This window comes from Ensifer sp. GW821-FHT05G01, from assembly GCF_059419585.1.
In genome coordinates this window covers 95854-118797 of record NZ_JBWKSC010000001.1, presented here as the reverse complement: position 1 = coordinate 118797, position 22944 = coordinate 95854, and the positions used below count along the sequence as shown (strand labels likewise).

General features: G+C 60.6%; 20 protein-coding genes and 1 tRNA gene. 5 read left to right on the top strand and 16 right to left on the bottom strand.

Features of this window, described 5'->3' with window-relative positions; translation table 11 throughout:
* Positions 1-3 precede the first annotated feature (3 nt).
* The 4 genes from AC07UR_RS00545 to AC07UR_RS00530 all read right to left on the bottom strand — a co-directional run bounded on the left by AC07UR_RS00545 (position 4) and on the right by AC07UR_RS00530 (position 1940).
* Positions 4-483, bottom strand: a complete 480-nt coding sequence (locus AC07UR_RS00545) for an SRPBCC family protein (protein ID WP_209788247.1) — start codon at positions 481-483, stop codon at positions 4-6.
* A gap of 1 nt (position 484) precedes the next feature.
* The gene (locus tag AC07UR_RS00540; protein WP_209788250.1) at positions 485-823 is read right to left on the bottom strand and encodes an ArsR/SmtB family transcription factor; all 339 of its coding nucleotides are present in this window, start codon (positions 821-823) and stop codon (positions 485-487) included.
* Positions 824-1184: 361 nt separating this feature from the next.
* The gene (locus AC07UR_RS00535) at positions 1185-1712 is read right to left on the bottom strand and encodes a Clp protease N-terminal domain-containing protein (RefSeq protein WP_209788255.1); all 528 of its coding nucleotides are present in this window, start codon (positions 1710-1712) and stop codon (positions 1185-1187) included.
* Between the two features lie 12 nt (positions 1713-1724).
* Positions 1725-1940, bottom strand: a complete 216-nt coding sequence (locus AC07UR_RS00530; protein WP_173420930.1) for a helix-turn-helix domain-containing protein — start codon at positions 1938-1940, stop codon at positions 1725-1727.
* Positions 1941-2490: 550 nt separating this feature from the next.
* Between AC07UR_RS00530 and AC07UR_RS00525 the strand changes: the two genes are divergently transcribed.
* Together AC07UR_RS00525 and AC07UR_RS00520 are read left to right on the top strand one after the other, a co-directional pair.
* A complete protein-coding gene (locus tag AC07UR_RS00525; protein ID WP_209788258.1) occupies positions 2491-4257 on the top strand; it encodes a hypothetical protein in 1767 nt (588 codons plus the stop codon).
* Positions 4258-4330: 73 nt separating this feature from the next.
* Complete coding sequence (locus AC07UR_RS00520) at positions 4331-4678, top strand: hypothetical protein (RefSeq protein WP_234902754.1); 348 nt, start codon at positions 4331-4333, stop codon at positions 4676-4678.
* Between the two features lie 39 nt (positions 4679-4717).
* Here the strand turns inward: AC07UR_RS00520 and AC07UR_RS00515 are convergent, their stop codons facing one another.
* Both AC07UR_RS00515 and AC07UR_RS00510 read right to left on the bottom strand, forming a co-directional pair.
* The gene (locus AC07UR_RS00515) at positions 4718-5197 is read right to left on the bottom strand and encodes a DUF2721 domain-containing protein (RefSeq protein WP_327795811.1); all 480 of its coding nucleotides are present in this window, start codon (positions 5195-5197) and stop codon (positions 4718-4720) included.
* Between the two features lie 160 nt (positions 5198-5357).
* Positions 5358-5960, bottom strand: a complete 603-nt coding sequence (locus AC07UR_RS00510) for a helix-turn-helix domain-containing protein (RefSeq protein ID WP_209788261.1) — start codon at positions 5958-5960, stop codon at positions 5358-5360.
* A 521-nt stretch (positions 5961-6481) separates the two neighbouring features.
* On the opposite strand from AC07UR_RS00510, the gene ppk2 reads away from it, so the two are divergent.
* Positions 6482-7327: a polyphosphate kinase 2 gene (gene ppk2, locus AC07UR_RS00505; RefSeq protein WP_173418610.1), complete on the top strand. Its 846-nt coding sequence runs from the start codon at positions 6482-6484 to the stop codon at positions 7325-7327.
* Positions 7328-7367: 40 nt separating this feature from the next.
* Here ppk2 and AC07UR_RS00500 read toward each other — a convergent pair whose 3' ends face one another.
* Positions 7368-8465, bottom strand: a complete 1098-nt coding sequence (locus tag AC07UR_RS00500) for an AI-2E family transporter (RefSeq protein WP_173418609.1) — start codon at positions 8463-8465, stop codon at positions 7368-7370.
* Positions 8466-8691: 226 nt separating this feature from the next.
* On the opposite strand from AC07UR_RS00500, the gene AC07UR_RS00495 reads away from it, so the two are divergent.
* Positions 8692-10386 carry a SulP family inorganic anion transporter gene (locus tag AC07UR_RS00495; protein WP_209788264.1) on the top strand — a complete coding sequence of 565 codons (1695 nt, stop codon included), beginning with the start codon at positions 8692-8694 and terminating at the stop codon, positions 10384-10386.
* Between the two features lie 76 nt (positions 10387-10462).
* On the opposite strand, the gene AC07UR_RS00490 is transcribed toward AC07UR_RS00495, so the two are convergent.
* The 9 genes from AC07UR_RS00490 to AC07UR_RS00450 all read right to left on the bottom strand — a co-directional run bounded on the left by AC07UR_RS00490 (position 10463) and on the right by AC07UR_RS00450 (position 22244).
* A complete protein-coding gene (locus AC07UR_RS00490) occupies positions 10463-10933 on the bottom strand; it encodes a histidine kinase (RefSeq protein ID WP_173418607.1) in 471 nt (156 codons plus the stop codon).
* Positions 10934-11030: 97 nt separating this feature from the next.
* Positions 11031-11384: a CYTH domain-containing protein gene (locus AC07UR_RS00485; protein ID WP_209788267.1), complete on the bottom strand. Its 354-nt coding sequence runs from the start codon at positions 11382-11384 to the stop codon at positions 11031-11033.
* 69 nt (positions 11385-11453) lie between these two features.
* Positions 11454-12635, bottom strand: a complete 1182-nt coding sequence (locus AC07UR_RS00480) for a porin (protein WP_173418604.1) — start codon at positions 12633-12635, stop codon at positions 11454-11456.
* Positions 12636-12771: 136 nt separating this feature from the next.
* Positions 12772-14460, bottom strand: coding sequence for an aspartate-alanine antiporter (gene aspT / locus AC07UR_RS00475; RefSeq protein WP_173418603.1), 1689 nt, complete (start codon positions 14458-14460; stop codon positions 12772-12774).
* Positions 14461-14683: 223 nt separating this feature from the next.
* On the bottom strand, positions 14684-17410 hold the full coding sequence (locus tag AC07UR_RS00470) for an aminotransferase class I/II-fold pyridoxal phosphate-dependent enzyme (protein ID WP_209788270.1): 2727 nt from the start codon (positions 17408-17410) through the stop codon (positions 14684-14686).
* 274 nt (positions 17411-17684) lie between these two features.
* Positions 17685-19376: an aspartate-alanine antiporter gene (gene aspT / locus AC07UR_RS00465; RefSeq protein WP_173418601.1), complete on the bottom strand. Its 1692-nt coding sequence runs from the start codon at positions 19374-19376 to the stop codon at positions 17685-17687.
* Positions 19377-19701: 325 nt separating this feature from the next.
* On the bottom strand, positions 19702-21402 hold the full coding sequence (locus AC07UR_RS00460; RefSeq protein ID WP_209788273.1) for a SulP family inorganic anion transporter: 1701 nt from the start codon (positions 21400-21402) through the stop codon (positions 19702-19704).
* Positions 21403-21587: 185 nt separating this feature from the next.
* Positions 21588-21815, bottom strand: a complete 228-nt coding sequence (locus AC07UR_RS00455; RefSeq protein WP_412728338.1) for a YMGG-like glycine zipper-containing protein — start codon at positions 21813-21815, stop codon at positions 21588-21590.
* Between the two features lie 339 nt (positions 21816-22154).
* Positions 22155-22244 (bottom strand) — tRNA-Ser (locus AC07UR_RS00450).
* Positions 22245-22613: 369 nt separating this feature from the next.
* Between AC07UR_RS00450 and AC07UR_RS00445 the strand changes: the two genes are divergently transcribed.
* Positions 22614-22931: a hypothetical protein gene (locus AC07UR_RS00445; RefSeq protein ID WP_173418598.1), complete on the top strand. Its 318-nt coding sequence runs from the start codon at positions 22614-22616 to the stop codon at positions 22929-22931.
* Positions 22932-22944 lie beyond the last annotated feature (13 nt).

The window sequence follows — 22944 nt, the reverse complement described above, 5'->3', positions numbered from 1 at the left end:
CCCCTATTGGACCTTGCCCTCGACGAGGCCGGCGAGCTGCCCGATCACCGTGCCCCAGCCGTCGTAAAAGCCCATTTCCTCGTGCATGGTCCGGTCGGCATTGCTCCTGTGCATGACGTGGGCGGCATAGTCCGTGCCGTCTGCATGATCCTTGAGCGTGATGATGGCCGTCATGAAAGGGTTCTCGGCGGGGCGCCATCCCGCGACCAGCGAATTGGTGAAGACGATGCGCTCGTGATCGTCGACTGCGAGGAAGCATGCATCCAGATGCGGGGTGAATGCGCCGCCGCCTTCGCTGATCCGGGTGACGAAGGCGCCACCCGGCCGAAGATCCATATCCACCACCCGGCATCTGGCCGGCGCCGGCACCCACCATTGCTCGAAGCGCGCGGGATCGGTCCAGGCATTCCAGATCACCGAACGCGGCGCCTTGATCAGGCGCGCTATCGTCAGGTCGAGATCGGGATCGGGAGATCGGATCATGTCATTTCTCCTTGTTTTGCGCTGCCATCACGAACTGTTCGAGCCGGTCGGTGCGACCTTCCCAAAGGAGGCGCTGCGCCGACATCCACGCTTCGATGGCCGCGAACCGGTTCTTGTTGATGGTGCAGGTGCGCACCCGGCCCTGCTTCTCCGTGCGGATCAGGCCGCTGCCTTCGAGGAAATGGATGTGTTTCATGAACGACGGCAGCGCCATGTCGAAAGGCCCTGCCAGATCGCTGATGCTGGCCGGGCCGCTGCCGAGCCTTGCGAGCACGGCACGGCGCGTCGGGTCTGCCAGCGCCTGAAAAATTCCGTCGAGCGGATCCGAATACTGTTCCATAAGGCTAAGTATCACGATCTAATACTTAGCGCAATGGATAAGTATCCTCCCCCGTAATCAGCTCGAAGAGTGAAGCAGCGCCCCCACTGCCAGGGCGGACATCGCGCCCTCAAAGGGACGCAGCCAGCTGCCCCGCCTTATGGGACACTGTGTTCCATCTGTGCCCCTCCGGCTTGCCATCGATCGCGTTTCTCGAAAGCGATGCTTCGGCACGCGGAGCGGGCTGGTGTCACTGAGGGGCAGTGAAGACGGTGCGGATTTTTCCTCAGAGGTTACCGCCGACCTCGACGACCACCTCACCAGCCCCTTCCGCATGCTGGCTGCAACGGCGCTGCCGCCATCGAGATCCGTGGCTGTCGGATCAGTGTTTCGACGCTTGGCGAAAGGCATCACCTTCGGCCTCGGCTGCGGCTTTCAGTGCATCGGGATCGACGCCCATCATGCGCAGGGCGCGCGCGGCGACGCCTTCACGAAGATCCACAACCCTTGCCACCACATCGGCACCGAGCAACGGTCGGTGGCTTGCGCGGTCGGCAGCCAATGCCTGCATGACATTGTCGCCCGAGGGCGCTGCCGCATAGGTTCCACCGTTGCGCGGCAACGGTACCTGCCCCTGCGCAAGTTGCTCGGAAAGCCGAGGATCGAGACCCAGAGGACGAAGCGCCTCGGCGTATTGGCGCGCAATGGCTTGCAGCAGATCGGACGCGTCGGCCCCCACCCGCGCAAATGCCCGGCGCGCCGTGCCATCTGGAAGATCGAGAGCAGACAACAGAAAGTGCTCGGCGCCCGGCTCGCGCTGCTGGTCTTGCAAGGCATGATATTCGGCACGTTCGCAAAGTGCCTTGATCGTGCCCATGTCGTTGAAGCGCTGCTTGATACGGCTAAACATGGAGATATCCTATCACTCGTTGCCTGTGACGAGATCCGACAAGCGCTTGTGCGCGGCCTGTTTGGAGATGCCGAGACCTTGCGCAATCCTCGCCCATGACCATCCCTTTCCCAACGCCGATGCGACGGCCTGGCGCTCCAGGCTATCTGCCAGCCGCCTGAGAGCGACAACGGTGGCAAGCGTTTCTGCTGGATCGTCGGAGAGCTGAAAGGCGTCGGGATCAATCATACCGTCAACATTAGTTGACGGTAGCTGAAACGTCAACCAATGTTGACGACGCCTGACGAGCATCTTCCCGCGGACACGGCCTCGCTCCGTTACACGCACAAACACACAGACGGTTGCGGGCAACTCCGTATCGCTGACGATACCGGCGACGATCTAATCGAGACAGGGCGATTGTGGATTTGCCGAACAACCACCTCATCTTCGATTGCATAGGAGAATAGCCGATTGCCGGCACGCGGGAAGGATTCGAACCGGGTTCAGAAATATCGAGAGCGGCTCTTCAAGGATCAGAAGATGTCGTACGCGACGCCTTGAAACACGCCTCGTGACCCACAGGTTGAATATGGGTATGGGACGGCGTCCGATCGACCTTCAGCAAGCCCCCATCCTAAACGCCGAGCTTCGTCAGGCAACGTGTGCGCATCGCGACCACCGCAAGTATTATGTATTACGAATAGACGTTCGCGCGGACAGGTAGTACGATTTCAAAAGGTAGACTGCGCACAACTTTCACGACGTACTAGCCGACTTCTGTGGCATTGGGGGCTACATGGCGGACGTGGAAAAGGGGATTGAAGGTGAGGGAACCTTCGACCCCACAAGCGACGAGATCTTGGAGCAATTGGACCGTATCCGGCGTAGCCCGGAATTCGGCGTGCCCGAACGTGCGCGCAATTTCTTGGCATATGTCGTTCATGAGGCGCTGGCAGGTCGAGCGGAACGGATCAAGGCATATTCGATTGCAACCACGGTATTTGGTCGGAACACATCGTTCAACGCGCAGTTCGATCCGGTCGTAAGGATTGAGGCGGGGCGCGTTCGTCGCGCCCTTGAGCGTTACTACCTTGTCTGCGGGATCGAGGACCCGGTCCTGATTACCATACCCAAAGGCGGCTACGCGCCCAACTTCAGTCGGCACGCAATCGCCAATGCGAACTCGACGAACGCCGCTCCCCGCTCCGCCCAGAGCCCGGCAGCACCTCATGTCTCCAAACACGCCACGATCAACTTGATCATCGCCGCGTTGCTGGGGTGTCTTGCTGGTGTCGCCATGGCAATGCTTTGGTCTCTGCGCGCGGGCGCTGACGTGCCCCAACCAATACAGCCAACACTGGTCGTCGGAACGTTTGAAGATCTGACTGCAGTCGGGAACTCCGCGATGATTACGCGCGGTCTCGGGGACGAGGTCGTTCGCAACATCGCAAAGTTCAAGGAAATCACCGTCATCGCCAGCGAACGCCCTAATGGCGCGGCAACAGATGCCCCATCCACCTTTGCGCTGGAAGGGAGGGTGCGGATAGAAGGCCAGCAACTGAGGCTGAGTGTGCGGGTACTGCGCCAATCAGACGGAGCCGTCATTTGGGCCGAAAGCTACGATGAAAGCTTGTTGGTTGAGAAGATCATCAGGCTCCAGGAAAAGGCGGCCGCATCGGTCGCAACGGCCATCGCGCAGCCATACGGCATCCTGTTCCAGGCCAATGCCAAGCAGTTGACCAACTCGGCTCCGGACAATTGGGACGCCTATGCCTGCACGCTCGCCTATTACGGCTATCGCAGTGACCTGAATTCGCAGACGCACCAGTCAGTCCAGAGTTGCCTTGAACAGGCGACAAGGCATTACCCGAATTACTCGACCGCATGGGCGCTCCTGTCGCTCACATATCTGGACGAAATGCGATTTCGGTATCGCGCGAGCCGCACCCCGACCGTCTCGCTGGATCTCGCCTCGCAAGCAGCCGCACGTGCGGTCGAACTCGATCCGCAGAATGTAAGGGGCCTCCAGGCGCAAATGCTTGTGCTGTTCTTTCGCGGCCACCTGGACGCCGCACTCGCCGTCGGCGCCCGGGCGGCCGCGCTCAACCCCAACGATACTGAACTGGCGGGTGAATACGGCTTCCGGCTGGCGCTATCTGGCCAATGGGATCAAGGCTGCGCGCTGATTTCCAAGACGCTGTCGCTGAACCCGGGACCAGTTGGATATTTCGAGGCGGCAATGGCCGTGTGTCGTTACATGAAGGATGACTATGTCGCGGCCGAACGCTGGGTGCATATGGCCGACCTGCAGGCCAATCCAATCTACCATGTGATCCTCTTGGCGATTCTCGGGAAGTTGAGAAAAATGGAAGAAGCTGCTCGCGAGCGCCAGTGGCTTGAGACACACGCACCTTCCTACCTGACGAACATAAGACACGAAGTCGCCCTTCGAATCAGACGGCACGAGGACCAAAACCATATCCTTGACGGTCTGCGGCAGGCAGGGGTTTCGATCCCGGCGGACCTGGAGGCGGATTCGGGTCGAGCGCCTGTCCCAAGGTAGGATCGTCGAGACCTGACCTGAAAATGGCGTCACCCTTCCGACGGGGAGCCGGGCATGGCTTGGCGCGTACCTGATGTATCGTCGCGTAACATACCTTTCAAACTCAAAGCTCCACCGTAATATGGCAGTAACGCGAAAGCTCTCGGTTCTGGAGGGGGCCATGGAAACGCAATCCAGGGGCGGCCTGAACAATGACGGCCTGCAAGCGGCTTTGAGGCGTTTCCCGGACAAGCCGCTCAGGATCAGACAACTCATGTTGGGCAGCGAAAGCTTCAGGGGGCTTTGCGAAGATTTGGCGCTGGCCGAGGGAGCTTTGGAAAAGATCGATACGTTCGAGGCGGATGTTCGCGAAGAGCGCCGCCGCGAGTTCGAAGAACTGATCGTCAGCCTCGCCGACGAATTGAAGCAGTTTCTGACCTAGCCGCTCCGGAGGCGTTAACGCTCGATGCCTGGCGCGTGCTCAATCCGGCGTGTGCTGGCGGTTCGGTGGAGAGTGGTAGGCATCGCGGCCGGCCATTTGCCGAATCATGCTGTATCCGGCGACAAGCATTTCAAACAGGAAGGCGAGCAGTGCGCCGATGAGACCCGCCACAGCCGCGCCGAAAAACCAGAACAGCAACTGGTCGCGGACGTGCTCGCGAATGGCACCCGCCAGCAATCCTATCACTGAAATACACGTGCAAACACCGGACAATGACGCGAGAATAACTGCAATTTCCAAGGCCAAGGTACGTCGCCGCAGATGGGCCAACTGGATCTGTCGTGAACGGATTTCCCCCTCGCGACTTGCAACGATGTCGACGACTTCGTTCACACGATCGGAGATGCGAGCCAGTCGCGCGACGAAAACATTGAGAAACCCGCCCGTGCCCGCAAGCAGGAACACCGGTGTCAGCGCAGTTTCTATCGCCTCGACGACGGTTGTGACGTTGGGGTCCACCAGTGGCTCCGATAAACAGTTGGTCCGCGAACGACGCGCGATGCATCATCGGCAGCCTAAAGTATGTCGCGCAAAAGTGCGCCGCGGTTTTGCGATAACGACATACGCAAAGACAAGAGCTTAAAGCGCACCAAGCGAATCTGAAAGATCGCGACGCGCTTTAGTCGCAGAACGATCTCAATCGGTCCCTATCGAGGATCTCGATCCCCCTTGGGCCAACCAGCCTGATCGCATTGCTGCACTTCAATCTCGTGACTGCCCGGGACACGGATTCAATCGTCAAACCAAGGTAGTCGGCGATATCAGCCCGCGGCATCGGCAGATCGAACCTGCGCTTGTCCTGCGTGCGCTCTGATATTTCCAGGAGAAACGCAGCAACCCTCTCATGCGAACTCTGTCGACTTATGACCAGCTGATGTTCTCGGGCGGACCACAGAGCGTCCAGCACGGCGGGCAACAAGGCCGGGCACTGATCTGCCGCGAGATTTGCACACAGTATCCCTGTCGGCCCTATGGCTTCCGCGGTGAACTGCCGCCGGCGCCCCTGTTCAATTCCGAACCACTCGCCCGCGAGGTGGAAGGCAATAATCTGTCGCCTGCCGCAGGCAAGCACCCTATAGAGGCTAACCGCACCGAATGCGACGCGGTAGGCCCAATCACACTTCTCTCCGTCTGCGTAGATGGTCTGGCCGTTGGCGAATATCGCGATTCGAGATGCCTGCTGCTGGTCTGTTCGCCTGGTAACTGCAATTCCGGTAGTCATGTGACCTCAACACGGTTGGGTGTTATCTCGAAATGCCGCTTCGAAAATTTCACATCGCAACTGCTTTTCTGGCAGCCAGAGGTTTCTTCGGTTTAATCGATTGTCTCGTTGGCGATGATAGTACAGCCGCAGTCCCGCGAGGCGTAAGATACGCGAACATACCAAGTGTCCCCTGTTCGTTACCTCGCGCCACCTTGCGCCAGCGAAAGAAGCCATTTCCGCTTGATTGCGATCAACGAAAGAAAGGCGGATTGGCGTTATTATCGAAACCGCCTGACAACGAAGAGATGGCCGATGGTTATCATGTCGCTCGCTCCGTTCGGCGATGCTCCCGCACCACCGCCTGCCGCGGAGCGGGGGGATACGTGCGCCGCTCGCAATAGGGTGATCATTGAGTGGCGGGAGCCACACCTGTTTGAGCGGGGAGCGCCGTACGCCCTGACGTGTCCGCGCGCCTCGGATGCAGAGTTTGTTCGCAGTGTATTTCATCGTTTCTTGCCTGACTAAAGGAGTGGGAAGTCATGGACAGATCTGAGGACGACGAAGCCCTGCTGGAATCAGCGGCAAAAGGAACGAAGAAGAACAAGGGACGGAAGGACGGGCGCAAGCGATATGAAAAGGAGATGGCCCGTCTTCAAGTGGAACTCGCGCACCTTCAGGCTTGGGTGAAGAAGGCGGGTGCACGGATCGTCATCATCTTCGAGGGCCGCGATGCAGCCGGCAAGGGCGGGACCATCAAGCGCATAACCGAACGTGTCAGTCCGCGCGTTTTCCGGGTCGTTGCCCTGCCGGCGCCGACCGACCGCGAAAAGTCACAGATGTACATGCAGCGCTATATCGCTCATATGCCGGCAGCCGGCGAGATCGTCATTTTCGACCGTAGCTGGTACAACCGCCCCGGCGTCGAGCGCGTCATGGGCTATTGTTCGGACAAACAGGCGCGACGCTTTCTTGAACTTACTCCCCGGTTCGAGGCTGCTATCGTTGAAAGCGGCGTCACGCTTCTAAAGTATTTCCTGACTGTCAGCGAGGACGAACAGGAGCGACGGTTCCGCCAGCGCATTGATGACCCGCTGCGCCAATGGAAGTTGAGCCCGATGGATCTCGAATCCTATCGTCGGTGGTGGGACTACACGCGTGCCTACGACGAGATGATCCGAATAACCGACAGTCAGCACGCGCCCTGGTGGATCGTGCCGTCGGACGACAAGAAAAGGGCGAGGATCAACTGCATCAGCCACCTTCTCAAATCCATACCTTACGAGCGCGTGAAATATCAGGCGCCGGCTCTCGGCAAGAGGCAGAAGCGCCCTGACGACTATGTGGAGCCGAACGTTCCGAGAAACTTGGTTCCAGACGTTTTCTGACAAGGCTGCGGCCGCACCCGTTCAGTGCGGTCGTCACGGGTCATCTGGGGCGATCGGCACGCACCCAGACGATCAGCAAGTCGTAGAAGACACTGAGGACGATAGGACCGAGGAAAAGGCCGATCAAACCATAGGAAATCGTGCCGCCGACGACCCCCAGCAAGATGACGAGCGTGGGTGTCGACAGCCCCTTCGCCACGAGGATCGGTTTCATGACATTGTCGATGATGACGAGAGGCAGCAACGCCAGGGTCAGGGCAATCGCGGTGCCGAAGGTAAAATGCCAGAACGCCCAGATCACCACCGGCAGTATGACGAGCAGTGGCCCGATCTGAACGATGCAGGCCACCAGAACCGCAAACGCGATCGCACCTGGTGCCGGCACCCCAAAAAGACCGAGAACGAGCGCGCAAAGGATGGCCTGCAGCAACGCAATCCCGAGGACGCCACGCGCAACGTTGCGAATGGTTGCTGCGGCAAGCCGGACGAAGCCGATACCGCGCTCACCACCAATGCGATCTGCAAACGTCTGGAAATGTTCCGACAGTCGCTGGGCCGATCCGAAAAGAAACCCGGCGACAAGAACGGAAAAGACGAAGCCGACAAGGTCTGCTCCAAAGCGCGCCAGTTTTGCCAGAAACGAGGTGCCGGCTTGGAGCAGGTATGGCTCGAACCGGATCAGGGCGGCCTTGATGTTGCTGGCAGCCAACAGCCATGCTTCGTAGACACGTTCACCCACGACAGGCCAGTTCTTTACGGCCTCCGGCGGAACGGGAACAAACGAAGTGCCGGCAGACAATCGCGTCAATAGGGTGTGGGAAAGCTCGACGAAGCTGACAGCGATCCCTGCAAGCGGTCCGACGATCAACACCAGGCAAGCAAGGGTCAGAACGAACGCCGCAAGCTTTCGCCTGTTGCCAAGCCATCTGCATATCCGTTGATAGGCGGGATTGAGTGCGACCGCCAAGACGGCCGCCCACAGAATGATGATGGCAAACGGCGCTATCAAGGTCAGGGATAGATAGGCGAAAAGACCGACAACAGCCAATCGGGCAAAGATGGTGACGCGGGCCTCTATCGACATGCCGTCCGATCCCGGCGCCCGCCCATCGCCGTCCTCAGTCGGTCGATCATTCATGCCGCCTCTCCACTCCGTGCAAGGGACAACAGCCAGCTGCGTCCAGATGTGCAGTGATCATGTGTGGCCTATCCTACACGACCGGGGAATTCGCCCTAGTATAATACGAGAACCTACCTCAACGCCGCGCCCGTCAGCGCTCGTGTGGGTCGAATTGTGTCGAGATCTCCCTGGTACGGATTGACTGCGATCAATGCCTCGAACTGCGAAGCGAGTATTCTGAGACATGCCCTCCGTCGCTTCCTACATACCGCTGATTTCCGGTCTCTCAGGCTATAGGGCCGCGTGGCTCAAGAGCGATGTGTCCGCCGGCCTTGCGATCGCGGCGGTCGGCCTGCCAAGTGCCATCGCCTATCCGGCTCTGGCGGGTTTGCCCGCGGAAACGGGCCTCTATGCCAGCATCGCACCTCTCGTGGCTTACGCCCTTTTCGGGCCGTCTCGCAAACTGATCGTCGGCCCGGACGCAGGGACGATGACGGTGCTCGCTGCCGTGCTCACGACGCTCTTTGCCGATCCTGGACTCACGGCAAGCAGGACGACCGTCGCAGCCCTGCTGGCCATGATCGTCGGCGGGCTTTGTCTTGCAGCACGTCTGGCACGCCTCGGCATTCTCGCCACCTTCCTGTCGCGGCCGATCCTCACCGGCTTTTTCGCGGGGATATCGCTTTCCATCCTGGTCAGTCAGATCGGGCGTGTGACGGGTTTGAAGATCGGATCGGACGGCCTGATCGGACCCATCTTCGAGCTGCTCGGCAAACTCGACGCCATCCATCTACCGTCTCTTGCACTTGCCGTTTCGGCCTTCGCCCTATTGCAGGCCGCACGCATATTCCGATCGCCGATCCCAGGCCCGATCATCGTCGTCGTGCTTGCCACCGCACTCTCGGCGATGTTCGACTTCGAGGCTCTCGGCATTGCCGTCGTCGGCGACATACCCGGCAGTATGCCGCCGCTTGCCATCCCGTCCTTGGCCGGAATTTCCTTGCAGCCGCTGCTGCTCGGCGCAGCGGCGATCTTCCTTGTCAGCTTCGGGTCCGGGATCATTGCCGCCAGAAGCTTTTCGGCGCAGACGGGTGAGCGCGTCGATCCCAATCGTGAATTGTCCGGGTTCGGCGCGGCGAACATTGCGGCCGGCCTGTTTGGTGCATTTCCCGTCACGGCTTCGGACTCGCGAACTGCCGTGAACTTGCTGGTGGGAGGCAAATCCCAGATTGCCGGCCTCGTTGCGGCCGCGGGCCTGTTGGCTACCATTGTCTTTCTCGGCGACTCGCTGCGGATCCTACCGATCCCGGCGCTCGGAGCCATTCTTGCCGCAACGGCGCTCAGCCTCATCGACATAGATGCTCTCAAACAAACGTGGCGCATCAGCAGAATGGAGTTCGCTTTCGCTCTCATCGCGATGTGGGGGCCGATCGGCCTCGGCGTGCTCAACGGTGTTGTCATCGCGATCGCGGCAACCTTGGTCTATCTCTTGCAGAAAAGCATGTTTCCGCGATACGCGATCCTTGGGCGGATCCCGGGCCGCGACGGTTTTTTCAAGCTTCACCGCGCTCCCGACGCGCTCGCCGTCGAGGGACTGACAGTCTGCATGATCCAGGGCAGCCTGCTCTTCTTCAATACCGACTACATCGCCGAAAAGCTGCGCGCTCTTGTGGACGATCTGCCCGAGGATACCCGCTGGTTCGTGATCGACGCGAGCGCGATTCCGCAGATCGACAGTAGCGCAGCGATCATGCTGCAAGAGGTCCGAGCCTATATGGCCGACCGCGGAATTGCGCTCGGTCTTGCCGAGCTGCACACCGATGCCCTGGAGATGCTTGAGCGATCGGGCCTGGTCGAGGAAATCGGCAGGCCGATGATCTTCGAGAGCATCGAAGATTGCTATCACGCGTTTTCTCGCGACCGCCCGCTATCCCGATAAGTGTCAGGGTGCGACAGACAGGATTGCGTCTAAGCGGCAGTGCGCACCGCCGCTTCGCTGTCCTCCGCCTGGCTGGCTATTTGATATCGTCGGGCGCCCAGTTCAGGAAAAATCCAACATCTCCAGGGACCCCGCCTGGGAAGTTGATGATCATCGCCTTCAATTTATAGCCCTGAGGTTTGCCGAACTGCTGGTAGCGCTCGAAGAATTCCTTGGCCTTGCCTTGAAGCGTTTGGGGCCAGTCCTTGTCAGCGCTATTGATGGCACGACCACGATCCGAGCAGAGGTCCGAAGGGAAACTGTAGACCAGCGCCTCCAACTTTCCGTCACGCACGGCATTTGTGACCAGCCGACGCACGACAGCGATTTCCTCAGGCGTTACGTGATCATGAAGGAACTCGTCGGTGAACTTGGAGAGCTTCTGCTCCTCAATTGACCGCAGCTTGCGTTCCTTGTCCATTTCATCCATTTCGCGTTGCAGCATCTGCATGCGCAGATCCTTGGCACTGATCGGCGCCGCGTTGGGATCGATCTCTTTCTTTTCCATGTTATTGGCTCCATTTCCTGACTTGAGACGAAATTCAACCTTCGGGATCATCGAAGGACCGACACGGCTATGCCGCCTCACCCTGCCTTGCGAAGCCTCAGCCCGGTCGGCCCGCTTCAAGGGCCAGACCGCGGTTCGAACAAAGCGGGTTCCCGGTTATCTCCGGCCCGAGCCAAGGCGGCATCGAAGGCTCATCGTCGGGGTCCGCAAGCTCGATTTCCGCCGTCACCAGCCCGAGATATGCGCCGGTAATGACGTCGATTTCCCAGTATGCGCCTTGGAACTCAATTTCGTATCGCGTTTTCTCGATCACGCCCAAAGCATGCGTAAGCATCTCTTCGGCCTCCCCATAAGGGATCGGATATTCGAACTCTTCCCGTGTTACTTTTCCTTCAGCGCGTTGAACGTGTCCACATAACCGCGCCCGACCGCACGCACGCACATCGCCCACCAAAGAAGTCGAAACGAACGAATGCGCGATGAGCGGGCGGCATGGCCGGCAGCTGCCGCCGGCATGGCTTCAGAACTTGATCCTGGCTCCTCCAAGAACAGCGAAGCTATCCTGGAGATTTGCAGTCTCCTGCTCCAGGGAGTACGTCCGGGCACCGAGGTAGAGTTCGGTCTGCAGATAGTCGAGATTCTGGACCACCTGCGCCCCGTAGGAATCGCTCTTGCTACCCCGTCCCGCAATGTCCTTGCCGAAATAGGCATCAACCGAAAACGCCGTCTTGCCGACCTCGAAAATATCAGCCTGATAACCGACCTTCACATAGCCATAGTGCCCATCGACCGTTTCCTTGTCGGAAAGGGCCGCCGCAAGGGTGAGGCTGAGACCGGTATCCAGATGCAGGACGGAAACGGACGCGTCGTAGATCGAGTTGCCGTCCCCCGGCCTGGAAAAGGCAATTGCAGCACCGACCTTGAAGGCATCGTAGGTCTCGTCGTATCGAACTGCCATATCCCACACCGTGACGTCGGTTGTTTCCGGCACGACCTGCGTGCCGACAGACGTCGCAAAGCTGAAGCCACCAAACGAAGGGGTGTCGTAGCGGACGCGCAGCTTGCGGCTGAGGCCGTCAAAGTTGGTGAACGCATCCTTGACGTGGACCGTCGAGAGCGTGCCGTCATCGTTGCGGAAGAACGGCCCACCGGCCATATCCGAGACAAGCGAATAACCGACCACGGTGGTCCCGGACAGATCGACCTCGGCGGTCGCATCCGACGCCATACTGCCCTGACCAAACCAGAATTTGCCGTAGTCCTTCGAGTCGAGGTAAATTTCCGCCTTGCGCAGCAGGTCGGTTCCCCAATCGAAGTGATCCTCGTTCAGCTGGTTCACGTTGGTCGTCGAGTAGGGGTTCCATTCCCATTCGAGATTGGCACCGAATGACCAGCCCTTTTCCATGAGGCTGTAGATCCGGAATCCCGCGCGCGAGGACGAGTTGCCGTTGTCGACCGGAAAATAATTGTTCGTTTGTCCGCCGTCATCGTAGATCAGCAGGCCCTTGTTGATCTGGCCGTAGAATTCGAAGTAGGCATTGTCGTCGCCCAGCCGCAGCTTGGGGATCCAATGTTCCGGCGCCTTGCTGGTCTCCGTGGGCTGCGCTGCCGGCTTTGCCGGCTCTTGCGCCGCCACGGTCCCCGCGGTTGTCAGTGCAACGATGAGAAGTGCGGGCGGAACAATGTATAAGGTCTGTCGCATCAAAGGCACCTTTCAGATCATTGGTGGGTAGCATTGTCGATTCGCAGCCAGTATTTTCCTTTTTACTGTTTAAGTCTGTTGCGAAATCTAGCCGTGCAGAAGTGTTGCCCCGATCGATTGAGCCTGCGGTTTTTCATCACGCAACAATACCGACGATCACAGTTCCCCACGTCGTGAGCAGGATATGGCCGATAGGGACCGCAGGCGTGTAGCCAAGGACTGCAACGGTGCTGCCGGATCTGTCCTGAACGGCTGCCATCCCGGCTGTCATCGTCTGCGCCCCCGCGAGCCCGCCCAGCAGCAGGATCGGGTTCATCCCAAGCACGTAGCGCCCGAAGTAAAGGCCCACGATCATTGGAGCCATGGTGACGATCATGCCGCCGAACAGAAGCCCGATGCCCGCCTCGGCGATTGCCGAGGCAAACACAGGTCCGGCATGAAGACCGGTCATCGCGACGAAGGCGGCCAGTCCAAGCGACGTCATGAGCGAGACTGCGGCGTCCGGTATCCGGCCGAAGAGCGGGAAGCGCGTGCGCAGGTGACCCACGACCAAACCGGCGAGCAGCGTGCCCACGCTGGTGCTCAGCGAAATCCGCATGTCACCAATGGGAAACGTGACGAGAACGCCGACGAGCCCGCCAAGGAAAATCGCAAGACCGAGGACCAGGAAGTCTGTCGCCGCCGGCGGGGCGACCACGACGCCAACGCGCTCAACGGAGCTCGACACGACGGCCTCCGGCCCCACCAGGCGCAGGATATCGCCGCGTTCGACCGTGATCCCCGGCGCAATGGGAATATCCTGGCCCCCACGCGTGAGGGAGCGCAGATAAAGGCTGCGGGTCCAGCTTTCCTTGGCGAGATCGGCGATGCTTCGCCCCTTGAGGTCGGGGCTTGTCAGCAGCACATCGCAGATCGATACCGGGACATCGAGCAGTTCACGATCCTCGATCTCTTCGGCGCGCGGCCCAAGTACACTGACCAGCGCCTCTCTCGTCCCGGAGACAGCCACAATGTCACCGGGCTTGATCACCACATCCGGGGCCGCTTCGATGATCGTGCCGCCCCGGCGCAGGCGCTGAATGAAAAGCCTGTGTTCGGGAAATGCCGCCTCGGCGGTGGCGATCGACTGCCCGGCAACCGGTGCGCCATCCGCGATCTGATAAGCGCGAATCTCGAACCTGTGCCAGGCGGACGAGACACCAGCCGCCTTGCGGGTAATGCCATACTCCTTCTCCAGCTTCAGCGCCTCGGCAACGAGATCGATGCCAAGCAGCCGGGGGCCTATGACGCTGCAGAAAAGAATGACGCCAACCGCACCGAAGACGTAGCAGACAGCGTCAGCCACGGCGATGTGCGCCACGAACCGCGTGCGATCCGCCTCGGCCAGCGGCAGGGCATTGATCGCTTCCGTTGCGGTACCCATCGCCGGGCTTTCGGTCAGGGAACCGGACAGGAGGCCTGCTGCAAAGCCCGGATCCAGGCCCAGGAATTTGGCAACGACGACAGCCGTGAGCAGGCCGGTGACACAAACGACGACGGCAAGCAGGACGGGTTTCATGCCGTCCCGCTTCAGTGCCTGCAGGAATTGTGGCCCGACCGAGTAGCCGATGCCGAAGAGGAACAGGAGGAACAGGAACGATTTCGCCATGCCGGCAATCGGGACATCCGCGAACTGTCCGATCAGGATGCCCGCAAACAGCGAGCCGGTCACCGGCCCGAGGCTGAAGCCACCGACCTTGAGGCCACCGATCAGATATCCGATGCTGATCGCAAGGAATACCGCAAGCTCGGGATATTTGATCAGAAATTGCTCGACCCAAATCATGTCCAGACTGGTCCCCCCTCGCCCAGATCAAAGGCTATGTTGCGTTCGCTCCCACCGCCAACGCTCCTGCAAAACCGAGACGACGGAGCGAACCTTCGCGACGAACGCCGCCTCGGTCGCCCCGCCTCCCTGAATCGACTACGTGCGCCAGTCCAAAGGAAGCGCAGGCATCACCATGCGTATAACCACGTCGAAGCGATCGAGCGCCGCCCGCATCCCGGCGCTACTTTGCCTTTGACGGACGCTTCGCCTTGGCGGCGACGGCGTCGGGCTTCACCAGCTTCAGTCCGCGCGCCTTCTCGTAACCATGGATCTCTTTCACATCGAGCTTGCGCATGAAGTCGATCGTCTCCTGCGTCAGCACCTGGCCCGGCACCATGATCGGAAATCCGGGCGGATAAGGAATGACGAAGTTGGCCGAGACCATTTCCGGCCCCTGCTTCAGCCTCTTGTCGCATTCGGCGCCGATAAGAGGCACGTACTCGCACACGGACGCGTCATAGGCGTGGAAGAAGGCGGCGCGCATATCGCCCTCCGGCGTCGTGCGGCCTGCATCGCTGCGGTACACCTCGTGGAAGTGACTGAAGTTGGGAAGGTCAGGCACGTCGGTCATCAACGACTTGACCCGCGCGGCGAAGGACGTCCGCTCTTCTTCCCCGCCGTCGGCCAGGCGCTTCTCGATACCGTGGCAGATCTCGACCAGCACACGGATCAGATGCGCGATATCGCTGCGGGTGTTGTTGATGTTGGACTGCAGCAGCACGCTGTTGCGCGAGGTCTTGTTCAGCTGGATATCGTACTCGTTCGCCAGCAGCCCCTTGAACTGCGTTCCGTCGAAACCGGCCGTGCCGCACACCAGCGTCATGCGCGTGGGATCGAGATAGAACTCGTCCTCCTTCATCGCCTTGACGGCGGTTGCCCAGGTGGAACCAGGTGCCAGGTAATCCTTGAAGCCTGACTGCCGATATTCGGCCGGGATCATCTGATCGGCGCCAAGGACGTGGAAGTATTTCGAGATCAGCGGATGCTCGTTGATTGCGCGGCGGATCTTCAGCGCAATCTCGATCGCATTCATCACCAGGCCGTAACCGTCGAGCTCCATCTGCCGGCGCGCGACGTCGAGGCTGGCGATCAGCTGCTGGTTCGGGCTGGTCGAGGCATGGGTGAAAACCGCCTCGTGGAACTGCGCCTCGACAGTGTGGAAATCGACATCCTTGACCAGCAGCATCGAGCCCTGCCGGATTGCAGACATGGATTTGTGCGTGGAGTTGGTCTGGTAGACCCGCAGACGGACAAGACGAGGATCGGGGATCAGACGTGCGGCGAGCAGGGCTTTGTCCGAAGGATCCTTGCCGAGATCGGCGCGCTGCTTTTCATAGGCCTCGACCGAGGCCGGATCGCGCAGCCAGTCCTCGATGTCGGCCGCCGCCCCCATGGCTGTGCGCGGGCGCAGGAAGGGGGAAAACCGGGCAAATCCGGACCAAGCCTCGTCCCAGAGAAAGATCAGGTCGGGTTTGATCGCGAGGCATTCCTCCATGACCCGCCGGACATTGTACATATGGCCGTCGAACGTGCAGTTGGTGAGGTCGAGCAGTTTCAAGCGGTCGAGGCGGCCTTCCGCCCTCAGCGCCAGCAACGCGCGCTTGATGGTGGCAAGCGGCACGGCGCCATACATCGAATACTCCGTCATCGGGAACGCTTCGACGTAATAGGGTTGTGCGCCTGTCAGCACCATGCCGTAGTGGTGCGACTTGTGGCAATTGCGGTCGACCACCGCGATGTCGCCTGGCGCCAGAAGCGCCTGCACGGCCATCTTGTTGGAGGTGGACGTACCATTGGTGACGAAGAAGACGTGGTCGGCGCCGAAGGCACGGGCCGCCAGCTCCTGGGAGCGCTTGATGGTGCCGGTTGGCTCCAACAGGCTGTCGAGACCCCCCGTGGTCGCACTGCTTTCCGCCAGGAACAGGTTGAGGCCATAGAATTCCCCCATGTCGCGGATCCAGTCCGACTTGAAGACGGATTTGCCGCGGGCAATCGGCAGGGCATGGAATGTGCCGATCGGCCGCCGCGCATATTTCTTCAGATTGTCGAAGAAGGGGGTCTCATAGCGCGCCTGCACGCCTTCAAGGATGGCGAGGTGCAGTTCCAGCGGCTCCTCAACCGCGTAGAACACGCGCCTGACGGCATCGGCCGTCGGGTCTCCGGCAATCTTTTCGACCTGGCGGTCAGACAGAAGATAGACGTCGAGTTCCGGCCGGATCTGCTTCAAGCCGCGCGCCAGGCGCAGCGCCGACATATCCGGACCCTCGGCCTCCCCAAGCGGATCGAGCACCGAGCGAAGCACCGGCGCGTCGTGGCGCGAGCGGTAGGGAAATCCCTCGGCGAGAACGACGGCTATGATATCGGGGTTCAGCGCGGCCGCGCAGAAGGCATCCTCGAACGAGCCCACCAGAACAGGCTCGTAGATGAAACCATCCTCCGGCCGGCGCAGCCTGCGGATCTCCGCTGCGAAGGCATCCCATCGGGCGGCCGGCTGGCTGTTGACGTAGAGGACTTCGAAATAGGGCCGACGACCGCCGGGCTCACCGGTTCCGGGCGGCATGATATCGACCACTTCGGTCGCCGACATCTCGTCGTGGACGTCCCACTCGCCTGGGCGCCCACGGTAGGAATGGGTAAGCAGTCCGTTGGAGATGCGCCGCGCAAGTTTTGCCGCCCCGCCGGCATCGTTGGTGGCGATGCGTTCTGCCATCGCCGACAGCAATCGCCCACCCGGATAGGCGTGGTACTCCTCCGCCGGCGCCACAGCTGCAATCGCCCTCTCCAGTGCTGCCCGTTCGCCGCGGTTGGCGGCCCAGGCGTCGGCCAGCGTCGTGATTTCTCGCCAATTATCGGCGCGCGCCGAATGGATGAGCAGAAACTGATCTACATGTGCGGTCTCGTCTGGCATGACGTGCTCCCAACTCTGTTTCGAATGGGCTGCCCGCTGCCACCGGTCCGAGGTCCTCATTCAGCGGCAGCTACAATTCTGGTCGCAATACGCGATTGATGCACTTTGAAAATCGGACCTTGTGCTGCCGGTCCGCGCTTCGAAAGATGGTGTGGAACGGCCGGAACAGGCCGCTCGAGCGTTGCGAAACAACACGGACAGGAGCAACGCTCTATCTCTTTGTTTTTACGCACTTCCTGACGAAGAGCTGCTTCGCAATTTTCCGGGGAACGCCCTAGGTCATCATCATCACAAGCACCATGCCCCAAATCGTCAGCAGGGTGTTGCCGACGGCATAGGTCACGGTATAACCGAGCCCGGGGATCTGGCTCTTGGCCCGATCATTGATCATGCCGAGCGAGGCGGTCGTCGTGCGCGCGCCCGAGCAGCACCCCAGGAGAATGGCGGGGTGGAACCGGAACACATATTTCCCGACATACATGGCCAGCACCAACGGCACGGTCGTTGCGAATATGCCCCAAAGGAACAGGCTGAAACCAAGCTGCTGCAAGCCGGCAACAAAGCCTGGGCCCGACGAAATGCCGACCACGGCGATGAAGACATTGAGGCCGACGGAATTCATGAACCAGACCGTCGATGTCGGTATGCGCCCGAACTTCGGCCGAACGGAGCGCAGCCAGCCGAAAAACAGCCCGGAGATCAGCGCGCCCCCTGAGGTGGAGAGCGTAAACGGCACATCCCCGACCTTATACACCAGCGCACCGATCAGGGCACCGATGGCAATCGCAGCCCCGATGAAGGCGACGTCGGCAACGTCGGTCGCCCGGTCGGCCACGCCCAAAGCCTTGGCGGCAGCCGCGGTATCCTGCGTCCGCCCGACGATCGTCAGGATATCGCCGCGGTGGATTTGCGTGTTCGGCAGGATCGGAATTTCCGTCGCCGTGGCACCCCGGGCGATCCGGCGCAGGAACACGCCACGAGACGTTGGCCATTGCGCCAGTTCCGCCAGCGTCTTGCCGTTCGCTTCCTTGGTCGTGACAAGGACATCGACCCCTTCGACCGGCACGGCCAGCAATTCGCGGTCGTCCACTTCCTCGGCCGCGTGCCCGATCAGGCTGACCAGCACTTCACGCCGGCCGGCCACGGCAACGACGTCGCCCGCCTGGATCACCGTGTTTGCCGTCGCATCCTCGATCTTTCCGCCGCGGCGAATACGTTCAATGAAGATCCGCTGCTCCGGGATCATGGATTCGGCTTCATGCGCCGTCTTGCCGACGACCGGCCCGCCCTCCCGCACGCGGTAGGCACGCAACTCGTAATGGTGCCAGGCGGTCCCGGCCCCGCCCACTTCCTTCTTGCCGCCCTGCTCCGCCTCGTAGCGTTTGCATTCCGCCTCCAGATCGATACCCATCAGCGCCGGACCAATCAGGGCCAGCACGATCGCCGATCCGATCGTGCCGAAAATATAGGTGACGGCATAGGCGACCGGCATCGCATCCAGCAGACGCTTGGTTTCTTCCGGTGCCAGACCAAGACGATTGATGGCGTCCGTCCCCAGCCCCATGGAGGCGGAGATGGTCTGCGAGCCGGCGTAAAGTCCCAGTGCCGAACCGACATCATAGCCGGCTATCTTGGCGGCGATATAGGGGGCCCCAAGGCAGAAGACGCAGACGACCGCGGCGAACAACGCCTGCGGCAGGCCATCCTTGGCAATGCCACGCACGAATTGCGGCCCGACGCCGTAGCCGATCGCAAACAGGAACATCAGAAAGAACGTGGCCTTGAGCGGGGGCGATATGGTGATGCCAAGCTGCCCGATGATGACGGCCGCAATCAGCGTCGCTGTGACCGCGCCAAGGCCAAGGCCTTTGTACGTGAACGACCCGAAGTAGTATCCGAGCGCCAATGAGAGAAATATTGCAATTTCAGGATAAGTGCGAAGCGTGCTTACGAACCAGTCAACCATAGAGCTTCCCCCAAATACTCGGAAATCGGGAACCAAATCTGACTAAATGCTCATCGCTATTTTGGCGAGAATACACCCTTCTTCACTCGTTTCAAGGAGCTATTTGGAATAAAATAATACTATATCTGAAGTTTTAACTGGGACCATGGAGCGCACGAGATTAGTGTATTGTTGTGTTATTCTCAGGCCCTTGAAGTACGTTCGCTGCGCTTTCCCCAGCCGGATAGGCAGACACATACTCTCGTGGCAGCAGCGTTCCATGCGATGCAGTCCGAAAACACGAAGACCGAAAGCAAAAACCTGATGTCAGGCACTTTGCGCAAGGTCAGGTGGTTGCTGCACCCTCAACGGGCGGTGACGGCGCTGCCGCGTGGCTATCCTGATGGTGACGGATCCCGGCGCGGGTGTTGGAAAACATGCGGTTCGGTCCAAGCTGGTCGGCAAACCCCGAAGCCCTGATGTAGGCGAGCACATCCGGGTTGAGGCCCGCGAGCCAGAGCTGGATGTTCCCCCGCGCAAGGCTCCGCTCGCCGTCGATGATCATTTGAAGCGCCGAGTATTCGATGTCGACGACGCGGCTGAGGTCCAGCATCAGGACACGCGGCTTCTGCTCACTGGCAAGCGCGCGAATACGGTCGCCGACCTGCTGGGCGTTGACGAAGAACAGCCGTCCCTCCGGGCGCAGGATCAGCATGCCTTCGAATGTTTCATCGTCCGGATGCTCGGTCGAAAGCGGCCGCAGGAGGTCCTCGCCGCGTTTACGGCCAACGACGTGGACACGTGGGTTGGCTGCCTGGCCGGAGAGACCGACGAGCGAAAGGGTAATGGCAACGAGGATGCCCTGGAGCGTGCCGAACAGGAGCACGCCGAGGAAGGCGGCAAGCGCCCAGCGAAACTCCATACGGCGGACCTTGCGGATCGAGGCAAATTCGGCAGGCCTTATGAGACCAACGGAGTAGACGATGACGATTGCCGCGAGCACGGCCTGCGGCAAAAGGCCGAGTAGTGGCGCAAGAAAGAGCATCGTCGCCGCAGCGGCCGCCGCCGTGACCAACGAGGCCTTCTGCGTGCGCCCGCCGACAGCGCGCACCACCGCCGTCTGCGATGTCCCGCCGCCGGCCGGCATCGCGCCAAAGAGCCCGCCAGCGAGATTGGCAGCGCCGGTCGCCACGAGTTCGCGGTTTGGCAGGATCGGCGGCTCGCCGGCGACCGCAAAAGCCCGGCCCGCGGCGATCGTCTCGGTGAAACTCATCAGTGCGATGCCGCATGCGCCGGGAACAAGTTGGAGGATCAGGTCGACATCCGGCAGCACCAGGGACGGCAGGGCCTGGGGGATGTGCCCCACTGTCGCAACACCTGCGGAGCCAAGGCCCGCCAACCACGAAACGGCTATGCCCGCCGCGACGATGGCAAGGGGAGCAGGGGAATGTGGCCAGCGGCGTTCCAGGAGCAGCAGGAGCACCAGTGCCGTAGCGCCGACCGTGAGTGTGACAAGCGACGTTTCGGGCAAATGGTGGATGAGGTTCAGTATATCCCGGAAGAACCCCTCCTTGGTAAAATGCAGCCCGAACAGTTTGGGCACCTGGTCGAGCACAATGACCAGGCCGATCCCGGCCTTGAAACCCGTCAGGACCGGCGACGAAATGAAGTTTGCCACGAACCCCAGACGCAGGGCTGACGCAGCGATCAGCAGCAGACCTGTCAGCGCCGTCAGTGTCGCGGTTGCCGTGAGCAGTTTATCCGGCTCACCGCCAGGCACGACGAGCGCGAGCTGGCTTGCGGTCAGGATCGCGAGGGTGGTCGTCGAGCTGACGCTGAGCACGCGCGAGGTGCCGAGGAGCGCGTAGACGATCATCGGTACGAAGGCGGTGTAGAGCCCGACGCTGACTGGAAGGCCGGCAACGGTCGCATAGGCCATTGCCTTCGGCAGCACCACTGCCGCTGCCGTCAGGCCCGCGATCATATCCGGGCGCAGCGAGCCGGGCGTTGACTGGACGGATTGCTGGGCATGCGATAGCTGGACCATGAGTTTGCCTTCATTCGGCTATGTGCCAGTTCGTCGTAAATTCTTACCCCAACGTACAGTATCACCCGTCGCGCCGCAGATCCGTCAGAGACTAGACTCTGAACCTTGTCGTCACCTTCCAGGGTACACCGAGCCCGGTCCGGAAATCGACACCCTCCACGCGTTCGGAGAAAGTTGGGCTGCTGTCATCGGCAGCGCGCTTCGAAGCGGCGCCCATAGCGGTCACGATAGATGCAACAGCCTTCCCCCTCACGGGAACGACCCATCAGGTTGCCCATGATGCCACCGGCCACGGCACCAACAGCCGCATCACCCCAGCTATCACGCACAACTCCGGCGACGATTGCGCCGGTTCCTGCACCGATTGCAGTCCCTCGCTCTGTTTGAGTGCAGGACGCGAGGGTAGCAATCATTCCGACGTAATGACAAGCTTTCTCGTGCTGACACATCTTTGCTCGACACCAATCTGGGCATCTTGCTGCTTTGCACCCTCGGCGTCTGGCTTGATATCGATAGGATTGCTTTACGGTGCCCATCGCACTTGGGGCCAGGGGCTCCATACCTATCGAAAGACGGCATCCTCAACCACGATGCGCAGCCGATCAGCCGCCACGACAATCCGGCCATAGCCACCGCGAGATGGCCGCATGGAGCTCCCGGACAGAGAAGCATCCAGCTTCAACGCAAAGTGATGCGCCAGATGATGGGCGGCAAAGACGAAGCCCAGAAAAACAACATTTTACATGAAGAAATGGCGGACAGAGAGGGATTCGAACCCTCGATACGCTTTCACGTATACACGCGTTCCAGGCGTGCGCCTTCAACCACTCGGCCACCTGTCCATCCGTCAACAGCCGATGGTCATGCGGCTGGATGGGAAGGGCCGCGGCCCTTCGTGTCATCCGGCGCGAACCGGCGGACGGGCGGGATATATACCGATGATTTGCGTGGGATCAACTGCTTTCTGACAGATTGTTGACATCTTGTATAACTTGGCAGTCGGCGGTTGCCATTGCGCTGGTCGCCGACCGGGCCTATCTCTTGCGGCAGAGTTGTTCGGCGCCTCCCTTCTGAGGCCGCCTGGACGCTGCGCCATATCGGATTGCAACGCTCGCCCACCTCGTCGGCTTTGCCCCCTGAAAGCCGAGCCGGTGCCGAAAGGCGGGGGCTTCCTCGGTCTGGCGTGATAACGTTTGGAGAATAAGGGATCGATGCGCTTCGTGCTGAGACTGGCGAGTTTTGTGGTGCTGCTTGGGGCCGTCCTTGCCGGTGCGGTCGATGCCATCCAGTCCGTTGCCGCATCCGAGTTGGTGACGACGTCGCTCGGTGACGATCTCGAAGTCCTCGGCGCCGACACCGCCAGCTGGGTGCAGTTCGCGCAACGCACAGATACCGGACCAACCTTCTGGCATTCGATGCTGCACTGGCTGTTGACGCAGCCGGCCTTTGCGGTGCTTGCCCTTCTCGCCCTCCTGCTTTGGATGGCCGGATACAAAAAGCGACCGGCCGCCGGCCGCTTCGCTGCCTGATCATCGCGGGGCG

Coding starts and splice junctions, on each gene's coding strand:
- AC07UR_RS00525 (WP_209788258.1), top strand. CDS start 2,491: ATGGCGGACGTGGAAAAGGGGATTGAAGGTGAGGGAACCTTCGACCCC.
- AC07UR_RS00535 (WP_209788255.1), bottom strand. CDS start 1,712: ATGTTTAGCCGTATCAAGCAGCGCTTCAACGACATGGGCACGATCAAG.
- ppk2 (WP_173418610.1), top strand. CDS start 6,482: ATGGACAGATCTGAGGACGACGAAGCCCTGCTGGAATCAGCGGCAAAA.
- AC07UR_RS00490 (WP_173418607.1), bottom strand. CDS start 10,933: ATGGAAAAGAAAGAGATCGATCCCAACGCGGCGCCGATCAGTGCCAAG.
- aspT (WP_173418601.1), bottom strand. CDS start 19,376: ATGGTTGACTGGTTCGTAAGCACGCTTCGCACTTATCCTGAAATTGCA.
- AC07UR_RS00445 (WP_173418598.1), top strand. CDS start 22,614: ATGCGCTTCGTGCTGAGACTGGCGAGTTTTGTGGTGCTGCTTGGGGCC.
- aspT (WP_173418603.1), bottom strand. CDS start 14,460: ATGATTTGGGTCGAGCAATTTCTGATCAAATATCCCGAGCTTGCGGTA.
- AC07UR_RS00540 (WP_209788250.1), bottom strand. CDS start 823: ATGGAACAGTATTCGGATCCGCTCGACGGAATTTTTCAGGCGCTGGCA.
- AC07UR_RS00500 (WP_173418609.1), bottom strand. CDS start 8,465: ATGAATGATCGACCGACTGAGGACGGCGATGGGCGGGCGCCGGGATCG.
- AC07UR_RS00530 (WP_173420930.1), bottom strand. CDS start 1,940: ATGATTGATCCCGACGCCTTTCAGCTCTCCGACGATCCAGCAGAAACG.
- AC07UR_RS00520 (WP_234902754.1), top strand. CDS start 4,331: ATGTATCGTCGCGTAACATACCTTTCAAACTCAAAGCTCCACCGTAAT.
- AC07UR_RS00460 (WP_209788273.1), bottom strand. CDS start 21,402: ATGGTCCAGCTATCGCATGCCCAGCAATCCGTCCAGTCAACGCCCGGC.
- AC07UR_RS00545 (WP_209788247.1), bottom strand. CDS start 483: ATGATCCGATCTCCCGATCCCGATCTCGACCTGACGATAGCGCGCCTG.
- AC07UR_RS00495 (WP_209788264.1), top strand. CDS start 8,692: ATGCCCTCCGTCGCTTCCTACATACCGCTGATTTCCGGTCTCTCAGGC.
- AC07UR_RS00510 (WP_209788261.1), bottom strand. CDS start 5,960: ATGACTACCGGAATTGCAGTTACCAGGCGAACAGACCAGCAGCAGGCA.
- AC07UR_RS00470 (WP_209788270.1), bottom strand. CDS start 17,410: ATGCCAGACGAGACCGCACATGTAGATCAGTTTCTGCTCATCCATTCG.
- AC07UR_RS00480 (WP_173418604.1), bottom strand. CDS start 12,635: ATGCGACAGACCTTATACATTGTTCCGCCCGCACTTCTCATCGTTGCA.
- AC07UR_RS00455 (WP_412728338.1), bottom strand. CDS start 21,815: ATGATTGCTACCCTCGCGTCCTGCACTCAAACAGAGCGAGGGACTGCA.